Origin of the sequence: Sphingobacterium sp. LZ11T8 (assembly GCF_024261425.1) — a bacterium.
GTDB lineage: Bacteria > Bacteroidota > Bacteroidia > Sphingobacteriales > Sphingobacteriaceae > Sphingobacterium.
This window is the reverse complement of sequence record NZ_JANBZY010000008.1, coordinates 146,150-161,658: the sequence shown is the minus strand read 5'-3', so window position 1 is coordinate 161,658 and position 15,509 is coordinate 146,150. Positions and strand designations below refer to the sequence as shown.

The window sequence follows — 15,509 nt, the reverse complement described above, 5'->3', positions numbered from 1 at the left end:
ATCGCTATCTTTGGATTATGTTATATATTGTTCCCACACCAATTGGTAATTTGGAAGATATGACCTTTCGGGCCATCAATGTCCTGAAACAGGTTGATATTATTTTAGCTGAGGATACAAGGACCAGTGCACCTTTGTTAAAGCATTTTGGGATTGACAAAAAAGTCTTTGCCCATCATCAACATAATGAGCATAAAGCTGTCCAAGAAATTATCCGATTGTTAAAGGAAGGGAACCAGATCGCGCTAATCTCGGATGCCGGGACGCCAGCCATCTCTGATCCTGGCTTTTTATTGGTTCGGGAAACGATCAAGGAAGGTTTGGATGTGCAATGTTTGCCTGGTGCAACGGCTTTTGTTCCGGCCCTGGTTAATTCTGGACTGCCAAATGACCGCTTTTGCTTTGAAGGTTTCCTTCCTGTAAAAAAAGGTAGACAGACCCGCTTGAAATCATTGGCAGAAGAAAAAAGAACGATGATCTTCTATGAATCTCCACATCGGATCTTGAAAACCATAGATGAATTCATTCAAATATTTGGACCTGAAAGGCAAGCTTCAATATCCCGAGAAATCAGTAAGATGTATGAGGAGACCGTGAGAGGCACATTGGAAGAGATTAAACAGCATTTTGAATCCAATCCTATCAAAGGGGAATTTGTGTGCTGTGTCGCGGGACATGAGTAATAATAAAAAAGAATTTTTGACGTAAATATCAAATCAATGGAAAATTATCAAATCGACAAATTTGTTCAGGATGGACAGGATCCAAAAGTGGTAGAAAAGATCCATGGAAAGATTTTGGATATGTTGACCCCTGGAGAATCCATTAATTATATAGCCCTGCAAAAGAAACCGGCCGTGAACTTATTGCCGGATAGCATTACCCTTTCTAACAGGAGAATCTTTCTGTGTGAGTTCACAAAATTGGGTCTTGCTACCAACTTCGAGATCTTCCCTTGGAAGGATATTAAGGATATTGCATTTAAAGAGGAGATCTTTGGCTCCAAGGTTACTGTTATCCCTTTTACCGGCGAGAACTTAACGATTGATTATATCCCAAAGATACAGGCCAGGAAGTTGTACCAACTGATAAAAGATGCTTTAGCTAATCTGCAGAACCAGAAAAATGAAGCTAAAGAAAGTACTCCTGTTTATGGCAATAAACCAGCCTACAGTAATCCTGTGGTTAGTCCGGAAGAGAAGGTTGAACCTGTTAAACCAGCTGAAGCTACAAAACCTGTTGAAGCTGAAAAACCTGTTGAACTTCCAAGGTTTGAGGAAAGACCTAGCTTGAATTCTATGTTTGCCCAACAAAACCAACAAGCTCAGGCTCCAAAACAAGAACCTCAAAGCTATCAACAGCCAACTTCTTTCAACTCGCCAGCCCCAGCGTCACCTACGCCTAGTCCGGAAGTGCATAAAGCTGAAGAGGATGATGAAATCACTTTAAAATTAAAGAAATTAAAGAGCTTGTATGACAAGCAGCTTATTACCCAAGCCGAATATGAAACAAAGAAGGCCGAAGTTTTAAGCCAATTATAATAGCATGAAAAACAATTACCTACTAGCCAGTCTAAGTGCTATATTACTGTGGCTGGCTTGGCCCCCTATCCCATATTCTAGCTTTCTACTTTTTATTGCTTTTGTACCCCTATTGGTCGCTGTTGAAAACGTGATCCGCGGGGACTATAAAAAGAAAGGCCGTAAGATATTTGGTCTAGCGTTTCTGACAGGTGTCATCTGGAATACCGCATCCATTTATTGGGTATTTAATGCCATGAATGCTGTATTAGATGTATTTCCATCGTTTATGGTTTCTTTGATTCCATTTACCCTGGCGCCTCTCTTAATGGCTCTGGCATTTAATCTTTACTACCAGATGCGCAAAAGGAACAACATCATGCTGAGCTTTATGGGGCTTGTATCCTTTTGGATGGCATATGAATACCTGCACCAGACTTGGGAACTTGCGTTTCCTTGGATGACATTAGGGAATGGATTTGCCAATTTCCATCAACTGGTTCAATGGTATAGCATTACTGGTGTATATGGTGGAACTTTGTGGATTTGGATAGCTAATATCATTGTATTCCTGTGGTATTGGCAAAGGAAGGAAAAGGTAGAGGTCTATAGCCAGAAACTGCTATTAGGTTCATTGGCTGGCTGGATTCTCGTTCCTGCTATTGGATCTTTAATTGTCTACAGCACTTACGAAGAACATGTCAACCCTTCGGAAATTGTAACTGTCCAACCAAATATTGATCCTTACGGTAAATTTGGGTCAATTACCCCAGAGGAGCAATTAAAAACCCTAACCGATCTTTCGCAAAAGGTAGCAAAACTAAATACCGAGTTTTTTATTTGGCCTGAAACCGCAATATCAGGATCTAATGGAATCAATGAGGAGGAGTTTCGGGAATATGACCAGTACAATAAGATCCTTGAATTCTTGGAGCCTTATCACAATGGAAATGTGCTTTCAGGGATAGAAAGTTACCAGATCTATGAAGATCAGAAGACCTTGACCGCAAGACCGATCGGTAATGTTTTTTATGACAGCTTCAATGCTGCAGTATTGGTGGATGGTTCTAGTAAGCTGCAATTTTACCATAAATCTAAATTGGTACCGGGGGCGGAGAAAACTCCTTTTGGAAAAACCTTGTCATTCTTAACCCCACTGTTCAAGCATTTTGGTGGTACTACGGGTGGGTATGGTAGCCAAGAAGAACCCTCTGTCTTTTATTCTGCCAGTGGGATCGGCGCTGCACCTGTAATCTGTTATGAATCCATTTGGGGGAATTATGTAGCTGAATATATTAAAAAAGGAGCCCAATTTATTGCCGTCATCACCAATGATGGATGGTGGGGAGATACTTCAGGAAAGGACCAACACCTTCAATACGCTAAACTTAGGGCCATTGAGAACCGCAGATGGGTAGTTCGATCAGCCAATACAGGTATTTCTGGCTTTATTAACCAACGTGGGGATATTGTCCAAAAAAGTTCTTGGTGGGTGCCGACTGCGCTGTCTCAGGAAATCAATTTGAATGAAGACCTTACTTTCTATACAAAATATAGTGATTTAATAGTCTATTTATCATTCGTAACAGGCTTAATATCAATAGGCTTAATGATTGTCAGAAAAAAATAAATATAACAGAATTATCCTATTGAATAATTATATTTGCCGCCATGCAAGTTTATTTTGATAATGCCGCCACCACTGCCTTAGATAAAGAAGTTATCGAGGTAATGGTTCAGATGTTGAACGAGAATTTTGGAAATCCATCGTCCATCCATGCACATGGCCGAGAAATGAAGACCATTGTTGAAAAAGCAAGAAGAACAGTCGCTAAATTATTGAATGCATCACCTTCCGAGATATTCTTTACCTCCGGAGGAACTGAAGCAGACAACATGGCTATCGTTCGTGCTATTGAAGCTTATAATATTACCCACGCAATCAGTTCACCAATTGAGCACCATGCTGTACTACACACGTTGGAAGAACTGGAAAAAGCTGGAAAAATTCATTTAGATCTTTTAGGCGTTGATGAAAAAGGAAATGTTGATCTTGGTCAACTAGAGGAGCTTTTGTCTAAAAACCCAAAGACCTTTGTTTCCTTGATGCATGCCAATAATGAATTAGGCAACTTAACTGACCTTAAAAAGGTTAGTGAGCTATGTGAGCAATTTGATGCCATCTTCCATTCAGACACCGTTCAGACGATGGGACATTATGCACATGACTTAGCAGACCTAAAAATCGACTTTATTACAGGTGCAGCTCATAAATTCCATGGACCTAAAGGTGTTGGATTCTTATATATCAATGCCCGCAATAAGATCAAACCGCTTATCTACGGAGGTGCTCAAGAGAGAAACATGCGCGGGGGCACAGAAAACGTTTATGGAATCGTGGGATTGGCAAAAGCATTGGAAATCGCTTATGCTGAAATGAACGAACACCAAACTTATATACAGTCCCTAAAGGATTATATGAAAGCTGAGTTGATCAAAGCCGTTCCAGATGTAAGATTCAATGGCGAGGTTGATTCAGATAAATCGTTGTACACTGTACTGAACGTATCCTTACCATGCACTAACATGGGCGACATGCTATTGTTCAACCTAGATATCAAGGGCGTTTCTGCATCAGGCGGAAGTGCTTGTAGTTCAGGTTCCGAAATAGGCTCGCACGTCCTTCAGGGAATTGGAGCTGATGGTACCAGACCATCTGTGAGGTTCTCTTTCAGCAAGTACAATACAAAAGAAGAAATAGACTTCGTGGTAGCAACAGTAAAAGAAATCTGTAACCATAAATAGGTCTCGTACGATAATATTAAAAAGGCTGTTGCAGTGCAACAGCCTTTTTTTTTGACTAATCCTTATGTAATTTGACAAGGATATAATCTTCATCCTGTTTCAAGGATAGATGCAGTTCATTATTACCAAAATATAGAACTTTAAAAACAGTAAGATGCCTTTTTGTGGAATCATTCAGGATGAGCGCGGCTTCCGGTTGATCAATCCTCCAATTCACCTGCATTCTTTGGTTATATGATTCATCATAAACAGTGTTACGACAATGTGAATCAAAGGAATTAGCCTTATAGTATTGTTTCTCAAAAATTTCCGCTTTGCCATTAGGCTTAAAATTGATCTTAAAGAATTCCATTTTCTGTTCCACCTTACTTACTTTTTCGGGGCAAGGGGTTGCTTTAGATTGGAATTTTATCAGTTTAGCAATTTGATTGACCTTAGAATAATCCAGTTCAGATGATAGGCCTTTGGGGTTGATATTATTGTCATAATATTCATAGGCTGTCCATTGCCCTGTTATTTCCAATGGATCGACTGTATTCTCCTCTTCATTCACTACTACCTGAAAAATACTGCCTATGGATACCAATAGCAAGAGCAAAACGGGCATCATCATAAAAGATAATTTGGTTTTCATCTTTTAATAATTAGTGTTATCCAAAGATAATCAACCCACTAAGCGAAAAAAATACCTAGCATTAGGTATTCCTCAAAATAAATATTAATAAAAGTGTGGGGAGTAGTTCCATAAAAAAACCTGCTATTGCAGGTTTTTATTTTATTTTTTGAAGGACATATTTTTCGGCAAGATCGCCTTTTATTTCCTTGCCAGAGAGATCTAATTGATTGAGTTGGTCCTTAGATATCTTAAAGCTATAATCTACATTCTCTAAACTCAAAATATCCTGGTCAACCTTCCATTTTCCGGTACTTTCAAATACCTCAGCACTTTTGCCGACATATTCATACCGCATGGAGTAATTTTTATTCTTATCTAAGCTAAGTACTGTTGCAATTGTAGTACAATCTGCACAAGGTAATTTACCCTCATAGGTACCAACGATTGCCAAACCTTTCACTGCATTATCTTCGGCAGCAACAAGCTGATTGACGTTGGATTTGTTGTTAATACAACTAAATCCAAAGATCAGCATGATCAATCCGATTAATGACAGTGTTAATACTCGCATAATTTTCTTCCTTGCCAGAAAAAATGCAAAAAAGATACCACAAATCTATTTTTTAGAAAATTTAACATTAATCGTCTTCATCGAGCAGCCCATTAGCCATAAGCATGGCATTTTTCAGTTCATTAAGCGCATGAAAATTTCTTTTTTGCTGAGCAACCAGAACTCCCTTTTCATAAATTTCAAGTGCCGAGTCCTTCTCCCCCTCGCCTTCCAAAAACTTTCCAAAATGATAATAGGTACCTACATAATCAGCGTGGGAATGTACAAGGTCTTCAAATCCATTTCTTGCACTTTGTTTATCTCCCAACTTAACAAACTCCATGGTCAGGGCATACTTTAAAAAAGGATCGTTTGGGCTTTCTCTTAAAAAATTCTGTAACTGTGCTAATCTGCTTTCCATAAACAAAAGTAATCAATATTTAGAAATGCAAAAGCATTGCTCCCGCGGAATAGAATTACTATGCTAGCATACAAAATGACAAATCAATGACTATTAGATAATCGCATCAAAACCAATGATGTATTAATATATTAAAATAAAAATATATGGTTAATTAAATTTATAATATTTTTTATACAATTTTGATGTTATTTTGATAATTAACAATTATCTAACAGTTCCTGAAAATCGAGGAAACACAGCTTTGAAATGCTCCTTAATTAATGTAGGTTTGTGTAAAACGTTTGAATTATGAGAATATTAGTATGTATAAGTAATGTCCCTGACACCACTTCAAAAATAACATTCAGCAACGATAATACGGTTTTTAACAGCAATGGTATTCAGTATATCATTAATCCATATGATGAGATTGCATTATCTAGAGCAGTTGAATTGGCGGAAGGTGGCAAAGGTACGGTCACTGTAATCAATGTTGGTGATGCTAGCACAGAACCTACCATCAGAAAGGCATTGGCAATTGGTGCGGATGATGCAGTTCGCGTAAATTCTCAACCTAGAGACGCTTGGTTTGTAGCCAATCAGATTGCCAACTACGCAAAAGAACAAAACTTTGACCTGATCTTAACGGGTCGTGAGTCCATAGACTATAACGGCGCACAAGTTGCTGCCCTATTAGGCGAGCTATTGAACCTACCTTCGGTTTCCATTGCAAAGAAATTAGATATCCAAGATAACAATGCGACTATTGACCGTGAAATTGAAGGCGGTAAAGAAGTATTGACCGTTTCACTACCGGTGGTGGTCGGTACTGCTGAAGGAGTTGCAGAACCAAAGATCCCGAATATGCGCGGCATTATGGGAGCAAGGACCAAACCTCTTCAAGTTGTGGAACCAATAGCAGTAAATGAATTGTCCAATATCGCGAAATTCGAATCACCTGCTCCAAGGGGCGCTGTGAAACTGGTAGAAGATGTGGACCAATTGGTTCAGTTACTTCGTTCCGAAGCAAAAGTTATTTAATTCATTTACCCCATTAAGAAATAATCATGGCAATTTTAGTATATATAGAAAATACAGAAGGTACATTAAAGAAGTCGGCATTTGAGGTCGCTTCTTATGCCAAAGCTATTGCTGACCAATTAGGCGATACTGTAACCGCCCTTTCCATTGGGAATGTGGACAGGTCAGAATTAGAAAAATTGGGCAAATACGGCGTATCCAAAGTTTTGGATGCCAACCAAGACAAGTTGAAGAACTTTGTGAACAAAGCATACGCATCCATTATAGCATCTGCTGCAAAGCAGGAAAATGCGAAGGTTGTTGTCCTTTCCAATTCATTTAGTGGAAAAGGATTGGGGCCGAGGGTTGCCGCTAAACTAGATGCAGGTTTTGCTGATGGTGCGATCAACCTTCCTACCTTCAATGGAGAACAAATGGAAGTTAAAAAGACTGCATTCTCCAACAAAGCCTTTGCAACCGAAGTGATCAGCTCAGCGGTCAAGGTGATTGCCGTCAACCCAAATGCTTTCGATTTGAAAGAAACAGGAGGCTCAGCAGAGATCGTAGACTTTACACCTGATCTGAACGACCAAGATTTTAATGTTATGGTCAAAGAGATTGTCCGAGCAACGGATAAAATCTCCCTTCCGGAAGCAGAAATCGTGGTTTCCGCAGGCCGTGGTATGAAAGGACCAGAAAACTGGGGAATGATCGAGGAATTAGCCAATGTGCTTGGTGCTGCAACAGCCTGTTCAAAACCTGTTTCCGATGCCGGTTGGAGACCCCATTCAGAACACGTAGGACAAACAGGTATTGTGGTCAGCCCGAATCTCTATATCGCTATCGGTATTTCTGGAGCTATCCAGCATTTAGCGGGAGTAAGCTCATCAAAAAACATTGTTGTCATCAACAAAGACCCAGAAGCACCGTTCTTTAAAGTGGCGGATTATGGAATCGTAGGAGACGCCTTCGAAATCGTTCCAAAGCTGACGGAAGCTATCAAAAACTTAAAAAACAACTAGGAATAACTAAACAATGAACGAGTGGCCTTGCCTAAAAAAACGCAAGGTCACTTTTTTTTTGCTGTTAATATTCCCATCTTTGTAATCACGTTAACGTGTTATCGATGAAGAAAATCAAGTTAGATATTGTAGGCTTATCTTATAGCCAGACCCAGTCTGGAGCGTATGCCCTGGTTCTGGGAGAGGTAGGAGGTAACCGAAGACTACCTGTCATCATTGGCGGCTTTGAGGCGCAATCCATTGCCGTTGAAATTGAAAAAATGACCCCAAGCAGGCCCCTAACCCATGATCTATTCAAATCTTTCGCGGAAACCTTTAAGATAAAATTAGAAGAAGTCCTGATCTACAACCTGGTTGATGGGATCTTCTTTGCCAAATTGATCTGTACGGATGGAGAGCAGACTTCTGAAATCGATGCCCGTACTTCGGATGCCGTCGCACTTGCTGTACGCTTCGAATGTCCGATCTATACCTATGATTTTATCATGAATACAGCCGGAATCGTGATCGAAGGAAATGACTTTGCCTTTCTGGAAAACATCGAAAACGTAGGAAACTATAAACAATCGGACACTCCAACCGAGGAAAAAGAAAAAGAACAGGAAAGCGTTGAAAAAGAACCAGCAAAAAACAAACCATCACCTTACGCTTCCCTAACGCTGGAACAACTTGAAAAAACCCTGGAAAAAGCTATCGAAAACGAACAGTATGAGACGGCTGCCAAAATCAGGGACGAAATAGAAAAACGAAAATCTTAATTTCTACCTACAATAACTAATAGCAAAATACGATGTCTATTAAACTGAGGTTAACGATCATGAACTTCCTGCAATTCTTCGTCTGGGGAGCATGGTTGATTACTATAGCAAACTATTGGTTTGGGACTAAAAACTGGGGTGGTACCGAATTCGGAGCCATTTTCTCAACCATGGGCATTGCATCTTTATTTATGCCTACTCTGATGGGTATCATTGCCGACCGCTGGGTCAATGCCGAAAAACTTTATGTAGCCTTACACTTGCTTTACGCAGCCTGTCTGATCTATCTTGCCCAAGTGCAGGACCCTGGATCATTCTTTACGGTCATGTTGCTCAGTATGTGCTGCTACATGCCTACTTTAGCCCTGTCCAACTCCATTGCCTATACAGCACTCAACCAAGGCAATTACGACCTGATCAAGGCCTTCCCTCCCATCCGCGTATGGGGAACGGTTGGTTTTATCGCGGCCATGTGGATGACAAACCTGAGTGGAAGTAAAGCAACAGAGGGGCAATTCTATATTGCTGCCGGAGGTTCCATCCTATTAGGGCTCTATTCCTTGATCTACCTACCTAAGTGTCCACCGCAAAGACATATACAAGAAAATGCAAGCTTTTCCCAGATCATGGGACTCGAGGCTTTCAAGCTCTTCGGAAACTTTAAGATGGCCATGTTCTTTATCTTCTCCATGTTCTTGGGTGCAGCCTTACAACTGACCAATGCATATGGCGATGTGTTCTTGGATGAATTCAAGTTCTATCCAAAATATGTAGATTCCTTTGTGGTGAAGTATTCCACCATTATCATGTCGATATCGCAGATCTCTGAAACCTTGTTTATCCTTGCCATTCCATTTTTCCTCAAAAGGTTTGGTATCAAACAGGTCATGTTGATCGCCATGGTGGCTTGGGTGCTACGTTTTGGACTATTCGCCTATGGAAACCCTTCCACTGGCCTATGGATGATCATTATGTCCTGTGTAGTCTATGGAATGGCCTTTGACTTTTTCAATATTTCAGGTTCCCTATTCGTGGAGACCAATACCAATAACAAGATCCGTTCATCAGCACAAGGATTGTTCATGATGATGACCAACGGATTTGGAGCCGTATTTGGCTCTTGGGTGTCCGGATGGATCATTGATAGGTTCTACACCCTTTCGTTCAACGACAGCGCTTCTTTAGCCTCTTTCTTGGACACCACAGCCGACAATGGTTCCCTGCAAAAATTCATCAGCTCCAGAGGGGTGAATGTCAGCAATGGAATCTTTGATCAGGTCATTCACTTAAAGGACTGGCACCATATATGGATCGCCTTTGCCCTATATACCTTGGTAATAGCCATACTCTTTGCCATTTTGTTCAGACACAAACATGAGGTGAAGTAGTATTTAGTATAAAGTATTTAGTATTTAGACTTGATGATATAAGGCCTGACAGATGCTGTCAGGCTTTTCTGTTTGTATACATATTTTGGGAAGGGTAGCATAGGTATAAAGTAGGCCAATACGGGTCAAATGTCATAAAAATCTCTGATCATCTCATTTTTGTCATCATAATCTAATCCATCTGTTAAAAGATGTTAAGAGCTGTTATGCGAAATACAATCGGCATATGCTTTGCGTTATAGATAGTACAAACAGAGTAAAAAAGAGTAAAGAGTAAAAATTTCATAATTTAGGTTAATAATTGGTTAGTTAAAATCCTGAGGTTCCCCGCCCCAGGATTTTTTTATTGGATAAATCACTAACCGATATCAACTTACCCCAATTAAGCTTGATACCTATATAGCGATATATTGGCCATAATCTTGGTCTATCCTCCCATCCTTCCCATCCTGGTTCATAGCCATAATCTAGGCCTATCCTCCCATCCTTGCTATCCTGGTTCATAGCCAGATCTTGGTCTATCCTCCCATCCTTTCCATCCTGGTTCAAACCCAAAAAAAAAGACCGCCATGCAGGCGGTCCTTTGTATTTGATAAACTATTTAGTACTATGTTCTTAGAATTGGAATTTAGTCCAAGCAAAAGCATTTACATCAGCACCTTTAGAAGCATCTTTAGTTAACAATGCATTTACAGGATTAACGATTTTCGCTTTGTCTAAACCATTAGCTGGATCAAAGTTGTAGCTAATTGAAGTTTCTGGGTTAGCGCCATCTGTATCGATCAATACATAAGGAGTAGTTCCAGGACCAAATTTAACGAATGCGTTAGTGATAGTCGCTTTAGCACCTCTTCTGATTTTGAAAACCTCTTTGTTCATTACCAATGAAACTTTACCATCTTGTCCTTTGATATCAGCTGCATTGACAACGATAGTCATTCCATTTACCTTGAAATTTGATTGGTTAACGTGGGTTGGGTTTTTACCGTCAAAGTTTCCATCAGCTTCGATACCTCTTGGATCCTCAGTAGCATCAGAGTAACCTTTCATACGGATACCGTAAGCGTTTGTGATTGTACCGCTATAACCTTCAGTAAAGTCAAACATATCATCTGAACAGTTCTCAACCAAAATGTTTGTAGCATTTACTGTACCTCCGAAGAATTCGATTGCATCATCAGCTCCATATCTTAAGTGAAGGTTAGAAAGTTTTGTACCATTACCAACACCGTTCAATGTTAAACCATTGTGCTCTTTGTTTGAGTCCATACGAGCACCGGTATATTCGATCTTCACGTAGTTAAGTACACCTGAGTTGTCAGCTGGATTGTCACCACCATATTTTACAGTTGCATCCATCTCTGTAGTGTTTTGTGTCACTACACCTGCAGGACCTGAAAGAGGAGCTTTACCATTGATGATTACTCCACCCCAGTCACCTTCTTTTGGTGTAGCTGAAGCTGATGTAAACACAACTGGTTTTTCTGCTGTTCCTTCTGCAACGATTTTACCTCCTGGTTTTACCAACAAGAATACACTCGTTCCACCGCTCTTCGCTTTGATAGTAGTCCCAGCTGGGATCTCTAAAGTAGCGCCAGACTCAACGTACAATGCACCTGTTAAATTGTAAGTAACGTTCGCATCTAATTTTGTGTTCTTGTCAATCTTACCAATTAGATCCTGCTCACTTTTTGGAGTCGTTGGAGTTGGCACATTGGTGTCTGTACATGCTGTAAAAGCTAAAGCACTTGCTGCTAAAATCGAAAATAATTTTGTCTTCATAATCTTTTTATTTCTACACAAAGGAACCGTTAACAGTTAACCTTTCTGTTAGGTGAAAATTAATTTATTGTTAAAACTTATAAGAAATTCCTAGGTTAAAATCTACCCCTCTTTTGTACTGCTCAATCAGCACTTTTGGCGAGTCCCCACCAATCTCACGCGACAATTCCCTGTTCGGGTTCAAGATGTTCTCAATCTTTAAATTAACGCCAATACGCTTCTTAATCATCGCCTGAGTAACAAAATCTAAAGATGGAATACCTTTCTCCATGATGTTCTTGTACCCTGATGTACCATAGGAGAAAATACGATCCGAGAAATAGTTGAATACAACAGAAGGCGTCAAATCCACGTTAGCAAAAGCTAATTTATAGGTTAAGTCTGCGTTAACTAGCAATGGAGATGCTCCTTCCATTTGGTCAGACTCTTTATTGAAGGATCTTCCTTCCAGACTCAACTTCTGGTCCGAATGCAGATAAGAAACATTCAAGCCTCCTGACAATACGTTTTCTCCGTTGGCACCTGAAGTTTTGATCAAATCTTTCTTCAATTCCAATTCCGCACCGAATACGACCGCATCCTTACCGATGTTATAGAAACTCAATGTACTTCCTGATGAACCAGATTCAACCTTCGCAATTGGGTTTTTGATATTCTTGTAGAATAGACCAAGGGATACCAATTCTGAATTGCTAGGATAAAACTCCCATTTGAAATCTGCATTGATGCTCTCCGATGGATTCAATGCCGGGTTACCTTGGGTGAAGTTGTTATTACCTCTATATCTTACCGGCGCTAACTCAATAAACTGGGGAACGGTATAGGTTTTGGAACCTGAAGCTCTCAAGAACATATTTTCTGTCAAGGAATATTTCAAATTCAAACTTGGCAAGAAATAGTTCTTGTTGATTTTATTATAGTTAGAAGTTGAATAATCCGGTAGGTTGGTTTGATAACTTACAGATTGGAATACATTGTCCAAACGCAAGCCCAATACCGCTGTAAATTCAGGGGTAAACTGGTAGATTGCTGAAGCAATACCACTTTGGGTCCTTCTGCTACCTTTATAGTAGAAAGGGTTCAAGTTGCTTACATCTCCATCTCCACCTCTATTGGTTACCAAATCAAAATACTTTCTGTAACCTTCAGCACCAATGATAGCCTCGATATTGTTTAAATCTAATGGAGGCGCAGCAACGGCTCTTAATTGATGGTTGAATTCCCACCAATTGAAATTTCTGTTCACAAAGTTCCCGGTATAACCGAAGGAGATCTTTCTTTCCAGCCCTGATTCGTTATCCAGGTTATAGTTCAGGATCGCTTTTCCTATATAACCGGTTTCATCCATGTCCCCAAAGTATCTTTCATTCTCTCCAGCACTGTTTCTGGAAAGGTTAGTACCTGTGGCTTCCTTGGTTACCGCTCTGTTAATTCTACGATCTGGCTCATTGCCGATCACATTATTCATGGCCAAACCTAAATCTGCAGACCATTTTTCATTCAAGAATAGTTTGGACAATAATTGATTGACAAAAACATGGTTATCATTCACCTGTTGTCTTCTCATGTCAACTACGTCAGTCTTGGCATCACCCACATTCTCCTCAAATCCATGGAAATCACTTAAGTCCTGTCTTTGGTCATGGATATACAGGGAGTTAAAGCTCACATTGCTATTTCCCCAAGTGTACCTTAGGTTCAACATACCGGTTTGGGAAACGGTATATTCATTTCTCACGAAATCTTGGTTCAAGATCAAACGACCTTGGTCATCAGACTGCTGGATCTTTCCATTTGCATAACGGTATTTGGAATCCATACTGGCTGTGAAGAAAATGCTCAATGGATTGTTTCCAATCAATACCCTTTTATTTCCCAACAATTTGAAGTTTGAATTGAAAAGAGATCCTTGAGGATTAGGATTCCAGCTATTACCAAAATTATAGGTATCAAAACTGGTCATTTTTGGTTTTGAACCGCCAGGAAGGCTTCCAAACCAATTTGTTCCGTCAATTCTCCTGAAATTATCTGCACCAACCGTTTGCGAGTTAACTCCTCCGCCAACATTGATTTCAAAACTGTTTCCGGTAGCTTCCTTTGTAAAGATATCAACGTTTGCACCAGTCACATCTCCAGCAATATTCGAGTTGAAAGTCTTGTTTACATTAATGCTTTGGATCACATCTGAACTGAAGAAATCTAAAGAGATATTTTTATTCAATGGATCTTCCGAAGGTAATGGCAATCCGTTTAGGGAAGAAGAGTTGTAACGGTCGCCCAACCCGCGTACAAATACGTTCTTTACACCTTCTTGTCTCGATACACCCGCCATTTTAGTCAATGCTGCTCTTGCATCGCTAACCCCTTTTCTAGATAGCTCCTGTGCACCGATGGATTCTACCATCAGGTTGGATTTCTTTCTTTCTTCCAATAAGGCTAATTCTGTAAATTTTTCACGGCGTCTGGTCACCACCACTTCTTCGATCACCGCATCTGCATTTTTCAGCGCAAAGGACACAAACTCAGTGTCGCTAGACTGTAGCGTAAAGTTCATTTCTTGGGCGTCGTACCCCATTAGAGTCGCACGAATCAGATATTCTGCGGATTTATCGCTAGGTAAGGGGATAAAGAATTCACCTTTGTCATTCGTTGTTGTGCCCAACTGGGAGTTCGCAATTGTTACTGTAACACCTGCCAAAGGTTGGTAGGACTCCACGTCCACAACCGTCCCTTTTACTCCAAATGGTGCTTGCTGGGCATAGCTCATCATCACGCCGAAGCAAACAACCAACAATAAAAATACTCGTTTAATACAATTCATACAATGTTAATATTATGTTGCAAAAGTATAATCGCATTGTTACGTGAATATTAATACTCTATTATGTTAATATTAGTCTCTAGTTAATTAATTGTTAAGACACCTATCGGTCAAATTGTTACCCTTTAGATTGGGTTTAGCCAACAATTAGTGTTATTTTGCAACAAAGTTTTATTATGAGCGATTTTGTATTAAAAACCTCCAATTTATCTTATCAATACCCTAAAGGTCCCAAACTTTCTTTCCAAGATCTGCTGCTGGCCGATCAGCAACACACCTTGGTCTTAGGGGACTCAGGATCCGGAAAATCAACGCTATTGAACCTCATTGCAGGTTTTTCTTCTCCAACTACGGGAGAGGTCATCATCAATGGCCAAAATCTCTATCAACTTTCAGGAAGTGATCTGGATAAATTCAGGGCGCAAAACCTGGGATTTATTTTTCAGGAAGCTCATCTGCTCAAAAATCTCTCTGTAACAGAAAATATCAAACTGGCCCAAAGCCTTGCCGGACTTGCCGTGGATGAACAGGCCATTAAATCGCTATTGGAAAAACTGCAACTTGGCGGTTTTGGAAACAGGAGACCCAATGAGCTGAGCCGTGGTCAGGTACAGCGTGTTGCGATCGCCAGGGCGTTGATCAACAAGCCTTCGCTCCTGATCGCTGACGAACCTACCGCAGCCCTAGATGACAAGAATACCTTTCTGGTGGTGGAACTCATCAAGGGACTGGCCAAAGAACAAGGAAGCACCCTTTTGATCTCTACCCATGACAAAAGGTTAAAAGATGAATTTACTAACAACTATATACTAGCTGCGCAATAA

General features: G+C 40.2%; 15 protein-coding genes. 9 read left to right on the top strand and 6 right to left on the bottom strand.

What is annotated here, in order from left to right; translation table 11 throughout:
* The first annotated feature begins 17 nt into the window (after positions 1-17).
* The 4 genes from rsmI to NLF99_RS17445 are packed head-to-tail and all read left to right on the top strand — an operon-like array spanning position 18 to position 4,325.
* On the top strand, positions 18-683 hold the full coding sequence (gene rsmI, locus NLF99_RS17460; protein ID WP_185210491.1) for a 16S rRNA (cytidine(1402)-2'-O)-methyltransferase: 666 nt from the start codon (positions 18-20) through the stop codon (positions 681-683).
* Between the two features lie 36 nt (positions 684-719).
* Positions 720-1,541: a PH domain-containing protein gene (locus NLF99_RS17455; RefSeq protein WP_254529801.1), complete on the top strand. Its 822-nt coding sequence runs from the start codon at positions 720-722 to the stop codon at positions 1,539-1,541.
* 4 nt (positions 1,542-1,545) lie between these two features.
* Positions 1,546-3,150, top strand: coding sequence for an apolipoprotein N-acyltransferase (gene lnt / locus NLF99_RS17450; RefSeq protein WP_254529799.1), 1,605 nt, complete (start codon positions 1,546-1,548; stop codon positions 3,148-3,150).
* A 41-nt stretch (positions 3,151-3,191) separates the two neighbouring features.
* A complete protein-coding gene (locus NLF99_RS17445) occupies positions 3,192-4,325 on the top strand; it encodes a cysteine desulfurase family protein (RefSeq protein WP_254529797.1) in 1,134 nt (377 codons plus the stop codon).
* Between the two features lie 55 nt (positions 4,326-4,380).
* Here the strand turns inward: NLF99_RS17445 and NLF99_RS17440 are convergent, their stop codons facing one another.
* The 3 genes from NLF99_RS17440 to NLF99_RS17430 all read right to left on the bottom strand — a co-directional run bounded on the left by NLF99_RS17440 (position 4,381) and on the right by NLF99_RS17430 (position 5,912).
* Positions 4,381-4,959: a hypothetical protein gene (locus tag NLF99_RS17440; RefSeq protein WP_254529795.1), complete on the bottom strand. Its 579-nt coding sequence runs from the start codon at positions 4,957-4,959 to the stop codon at positions 4,381-4,383.
* 136 nt (positions 4,960-5,095) lie between these two features.
* Positions 5,096-5,512, bottom strand: a complete 417-nt coding sequence (locus tag NLF99_RS17435) for a copper resistance protein NlpE (RefSeq protein WP_185218218.1) — start codon at positions 5,510-5,512, stop codon at positions 5,096-5,098.
* 67 nt (positions 5,513-5,579) lie between these two features.
* The gene (locus tag NLF99_RS17430; protein ID WP_185210498.1) at positions 5,580-5,912 is read right to left on the bottom strand and encodes a tetratricopeptide repeat protein; all 333 of its coding nucleotides are present in this window, start codon (positions 5,910-5,912) and stop codon (positions 5,580-5,582) included.
* Between the two features lie 291 nt (positions 5,913-6,203).
* On the opposite strand from NLF99_RS17430, the gene NLF99_RS17425 reads away from it, so the two are divergent.
* From NLF99_RS17425 to NLF99_RS17410, 4 genes are all read left to right on the top strand, one after another.
* The gene (locus NLF99_RS17425) at positions 6,204-6,935 is read left to right on the top strand and encodes an electron transfer flavoprotein subunit beta/FixA family protein (RefSeq protein WP_185218220.1); all 732 of its coding nucleotides are present in this window, start codon (positions 6,204-6,206) and stop codon (positions 6,933-6,935) included.
* Between the two features lie 26 nt (positions 6,936-6,961).
* The gene (locus NLF99_RS17420) at positions 6,962-7,936 is read left to right on the top strand and encodes an electron transfer flavoprotein subunit alpha/FixB family protein (RefSeq protein ID WP_185218221.1); all 975 of its coding nucleotides are present in this window, start codon (positions 6,962-6,964) and stop codon (positions 7,934-7,936) included.
* Between the two features lie 104 nt (positions 7,937-8,040).
* Entirely contained in the window at positions 8,041-8,694 is a 654-nt protein-coding gene (locus tag NLF99_RS17415; RefSeq protein WP_093098894.1) for a bifunctional nuclease family protein, read from the top strand.
* A gap of 32 nt (positions 8,695-8,726) precedes the next feature.
* The gene (locus NLF99_RS17410; protein ID WP_093098893.1) at positions 8,727-10,082 is read left to right on the top strand and encodes a nucleoside permease; all 1,356 of its coding nucleotides are present in this window, start codon (positions 8,727-8,729) and stop codon (positions 10,080-10,082) included.
* A 309-nt stretch (positions 10,083-10,391) separates the two neighbouring features.
* Here the strand turns inward: NLF99_RS17410 and NLF99_RS17405 are convergent, their stop codons facing one another.
* From NLF99_RS17405 to NLF99_RS17395, 3 genes are all read right to left on the bottom strand, one after another.
* Entirely contained in the window at positions 10,392-10,637 is a 246-nt protein-coding gene (locus NLF99_RS17405) for a hypothetical protein (RefSeq protein ID WP_254529793.1), read from the bottom strand.
* A gap of 60 nt (positions 10,638-10,697) precedes the next feature.
* On the bottom strand, positions 10,698-11,864 hold the full coding sequence (locus NLF99_RS17400) for a hypothetical protein (RefSeq protein ID WP_185210501.1): 1,167 nt from the start codon (positions 11,862-11,864) through the stop codon (positions 10,698-10,700).
* A 70-nt stretch (positions 11,865-11,934) separates the two neighbouring features.
* Positions 11,935-14,685 (bottom strand): TonB-dependent receptor, encoded by a 2,751-nt coding sequence (locus NLF99_RS17395; RefSeq protein WP_254529791.1) that lies wholly within the window; start codon positions 14,683-14,685, stop codon positions 11,935-11,937.
* A 176-nt stretch (positions 14,686-14,861) separates the two neighbouring features.
* Between NLF99_RS17395 and NLF99_RS17390 the strand changes: the two genes are divergently transcribed.
* Positions 14,862-15,509 carry an ABC transporter ATP-binding protein gene (locus NLF99_RS17390; protein WP_254529789.1) on the top strand — a complete coding sequence of 216 codons (648 nt, stop codon included), beginning with the start codon at positions 14,862-14,864 and terminating at the stop codon, positions 15,507-15,509.

Bases quoted from the DNA above. Each gene is read 5' to 3' on its own strand.
- rsmI (WP_185210491.1), top strand. From the start codon at position 18: ATGTTATATATTGTTCCCACACCAATTGGTAATTTGGAAGATATGACC.
- NLF99_RS17455 (WP_254529801.1), top strand. From the start codon at position 720: ATGGAAAATTATCAAATCGACAAATTTGTTCAGGATGGACAGGATCCA.
- lnt (WP_254529799.1), top strand. From the start codon at position 1,546: ATGAAAAACAATTACCTACTAGCCAGTCTAAGTGCTATATTACTGTGG.
- NLF99_RS17445 (WP_254529797.1), top strand. From the start codon at position 3,192: ATGCAAGTTTATTTTGATAATGCCGCCACCACTGCCTTAGATAAAGAA.
- NLF99_RS17440 (WP_254529795.1), bottom strand. From the start codon at position 4,959: ATGAAAACCAAATTATCTTTTATGATGATGCCCGTTTTGCTCTTGCTA.
- NLF99_RS17435 (WP_185218218.1), bottom strand. From the start codon at position 5,512: ATGCGAGTATTAACACTGTCATTAATCGGATTGATCATGCTGATCTTT.
- NLF99_RS17430 (WP_185210498.1), bottom strand. From the start codon at position 5,912: ATGGAAAGCAGATTAGCACAGTTACAGAATTTTTTAAGAGAAAGCCCA.
- NLF99_RS17425 (WP_185218220.1), top strand. From the start codon at position 6,204: ATGAGAATATTAGTATGTATAAGTAATGTCCCTGACACCACTTCAAAA.
- NLF99_RS17420 (WP_185218221.1), top strand. From the start codon at position 6,962: ATGGCAATTTTAGTATATATAGAAAATACAGAAGGTACATTAAAGAAG.
- NLF99_RS17415 (WP_093098894.1), top strand. From the start codon at position 8,041: ATGAAGAAAATCAAGTTAGATATTGTAGGCTTATCTTATAGCCAGACC.
- NLF99_RS17410 (WP_093098893.1), top strand. From the start codon at position 8,727: ATGTCTATTAAACTGAGGTTAACGATCATGAACTTCCTGCAATTCTTC.
- NLF99_RS17400 (WP_185210501.1), bottom strand. From the start codon at position 11,864: ATGAAGACAAAATTATTTTCGATTTTAGCAGCAAGTGCTTTAGCTTTT.
- NLF99_RS17395 (WP_254529791.1), bottom strand. From the start codon at position 14,685: ATGAATTGTATTAAACGAGTATTTTTATTGTTGGTTGTTTGCTTCGGC.
- NLF99_RS17390 (WP_254529789.1), top strand. From the start codon at position 14,862: ATGAGCGATTTTGTATTAAAAACCTCCAATTTATCTTATCAATACCCT.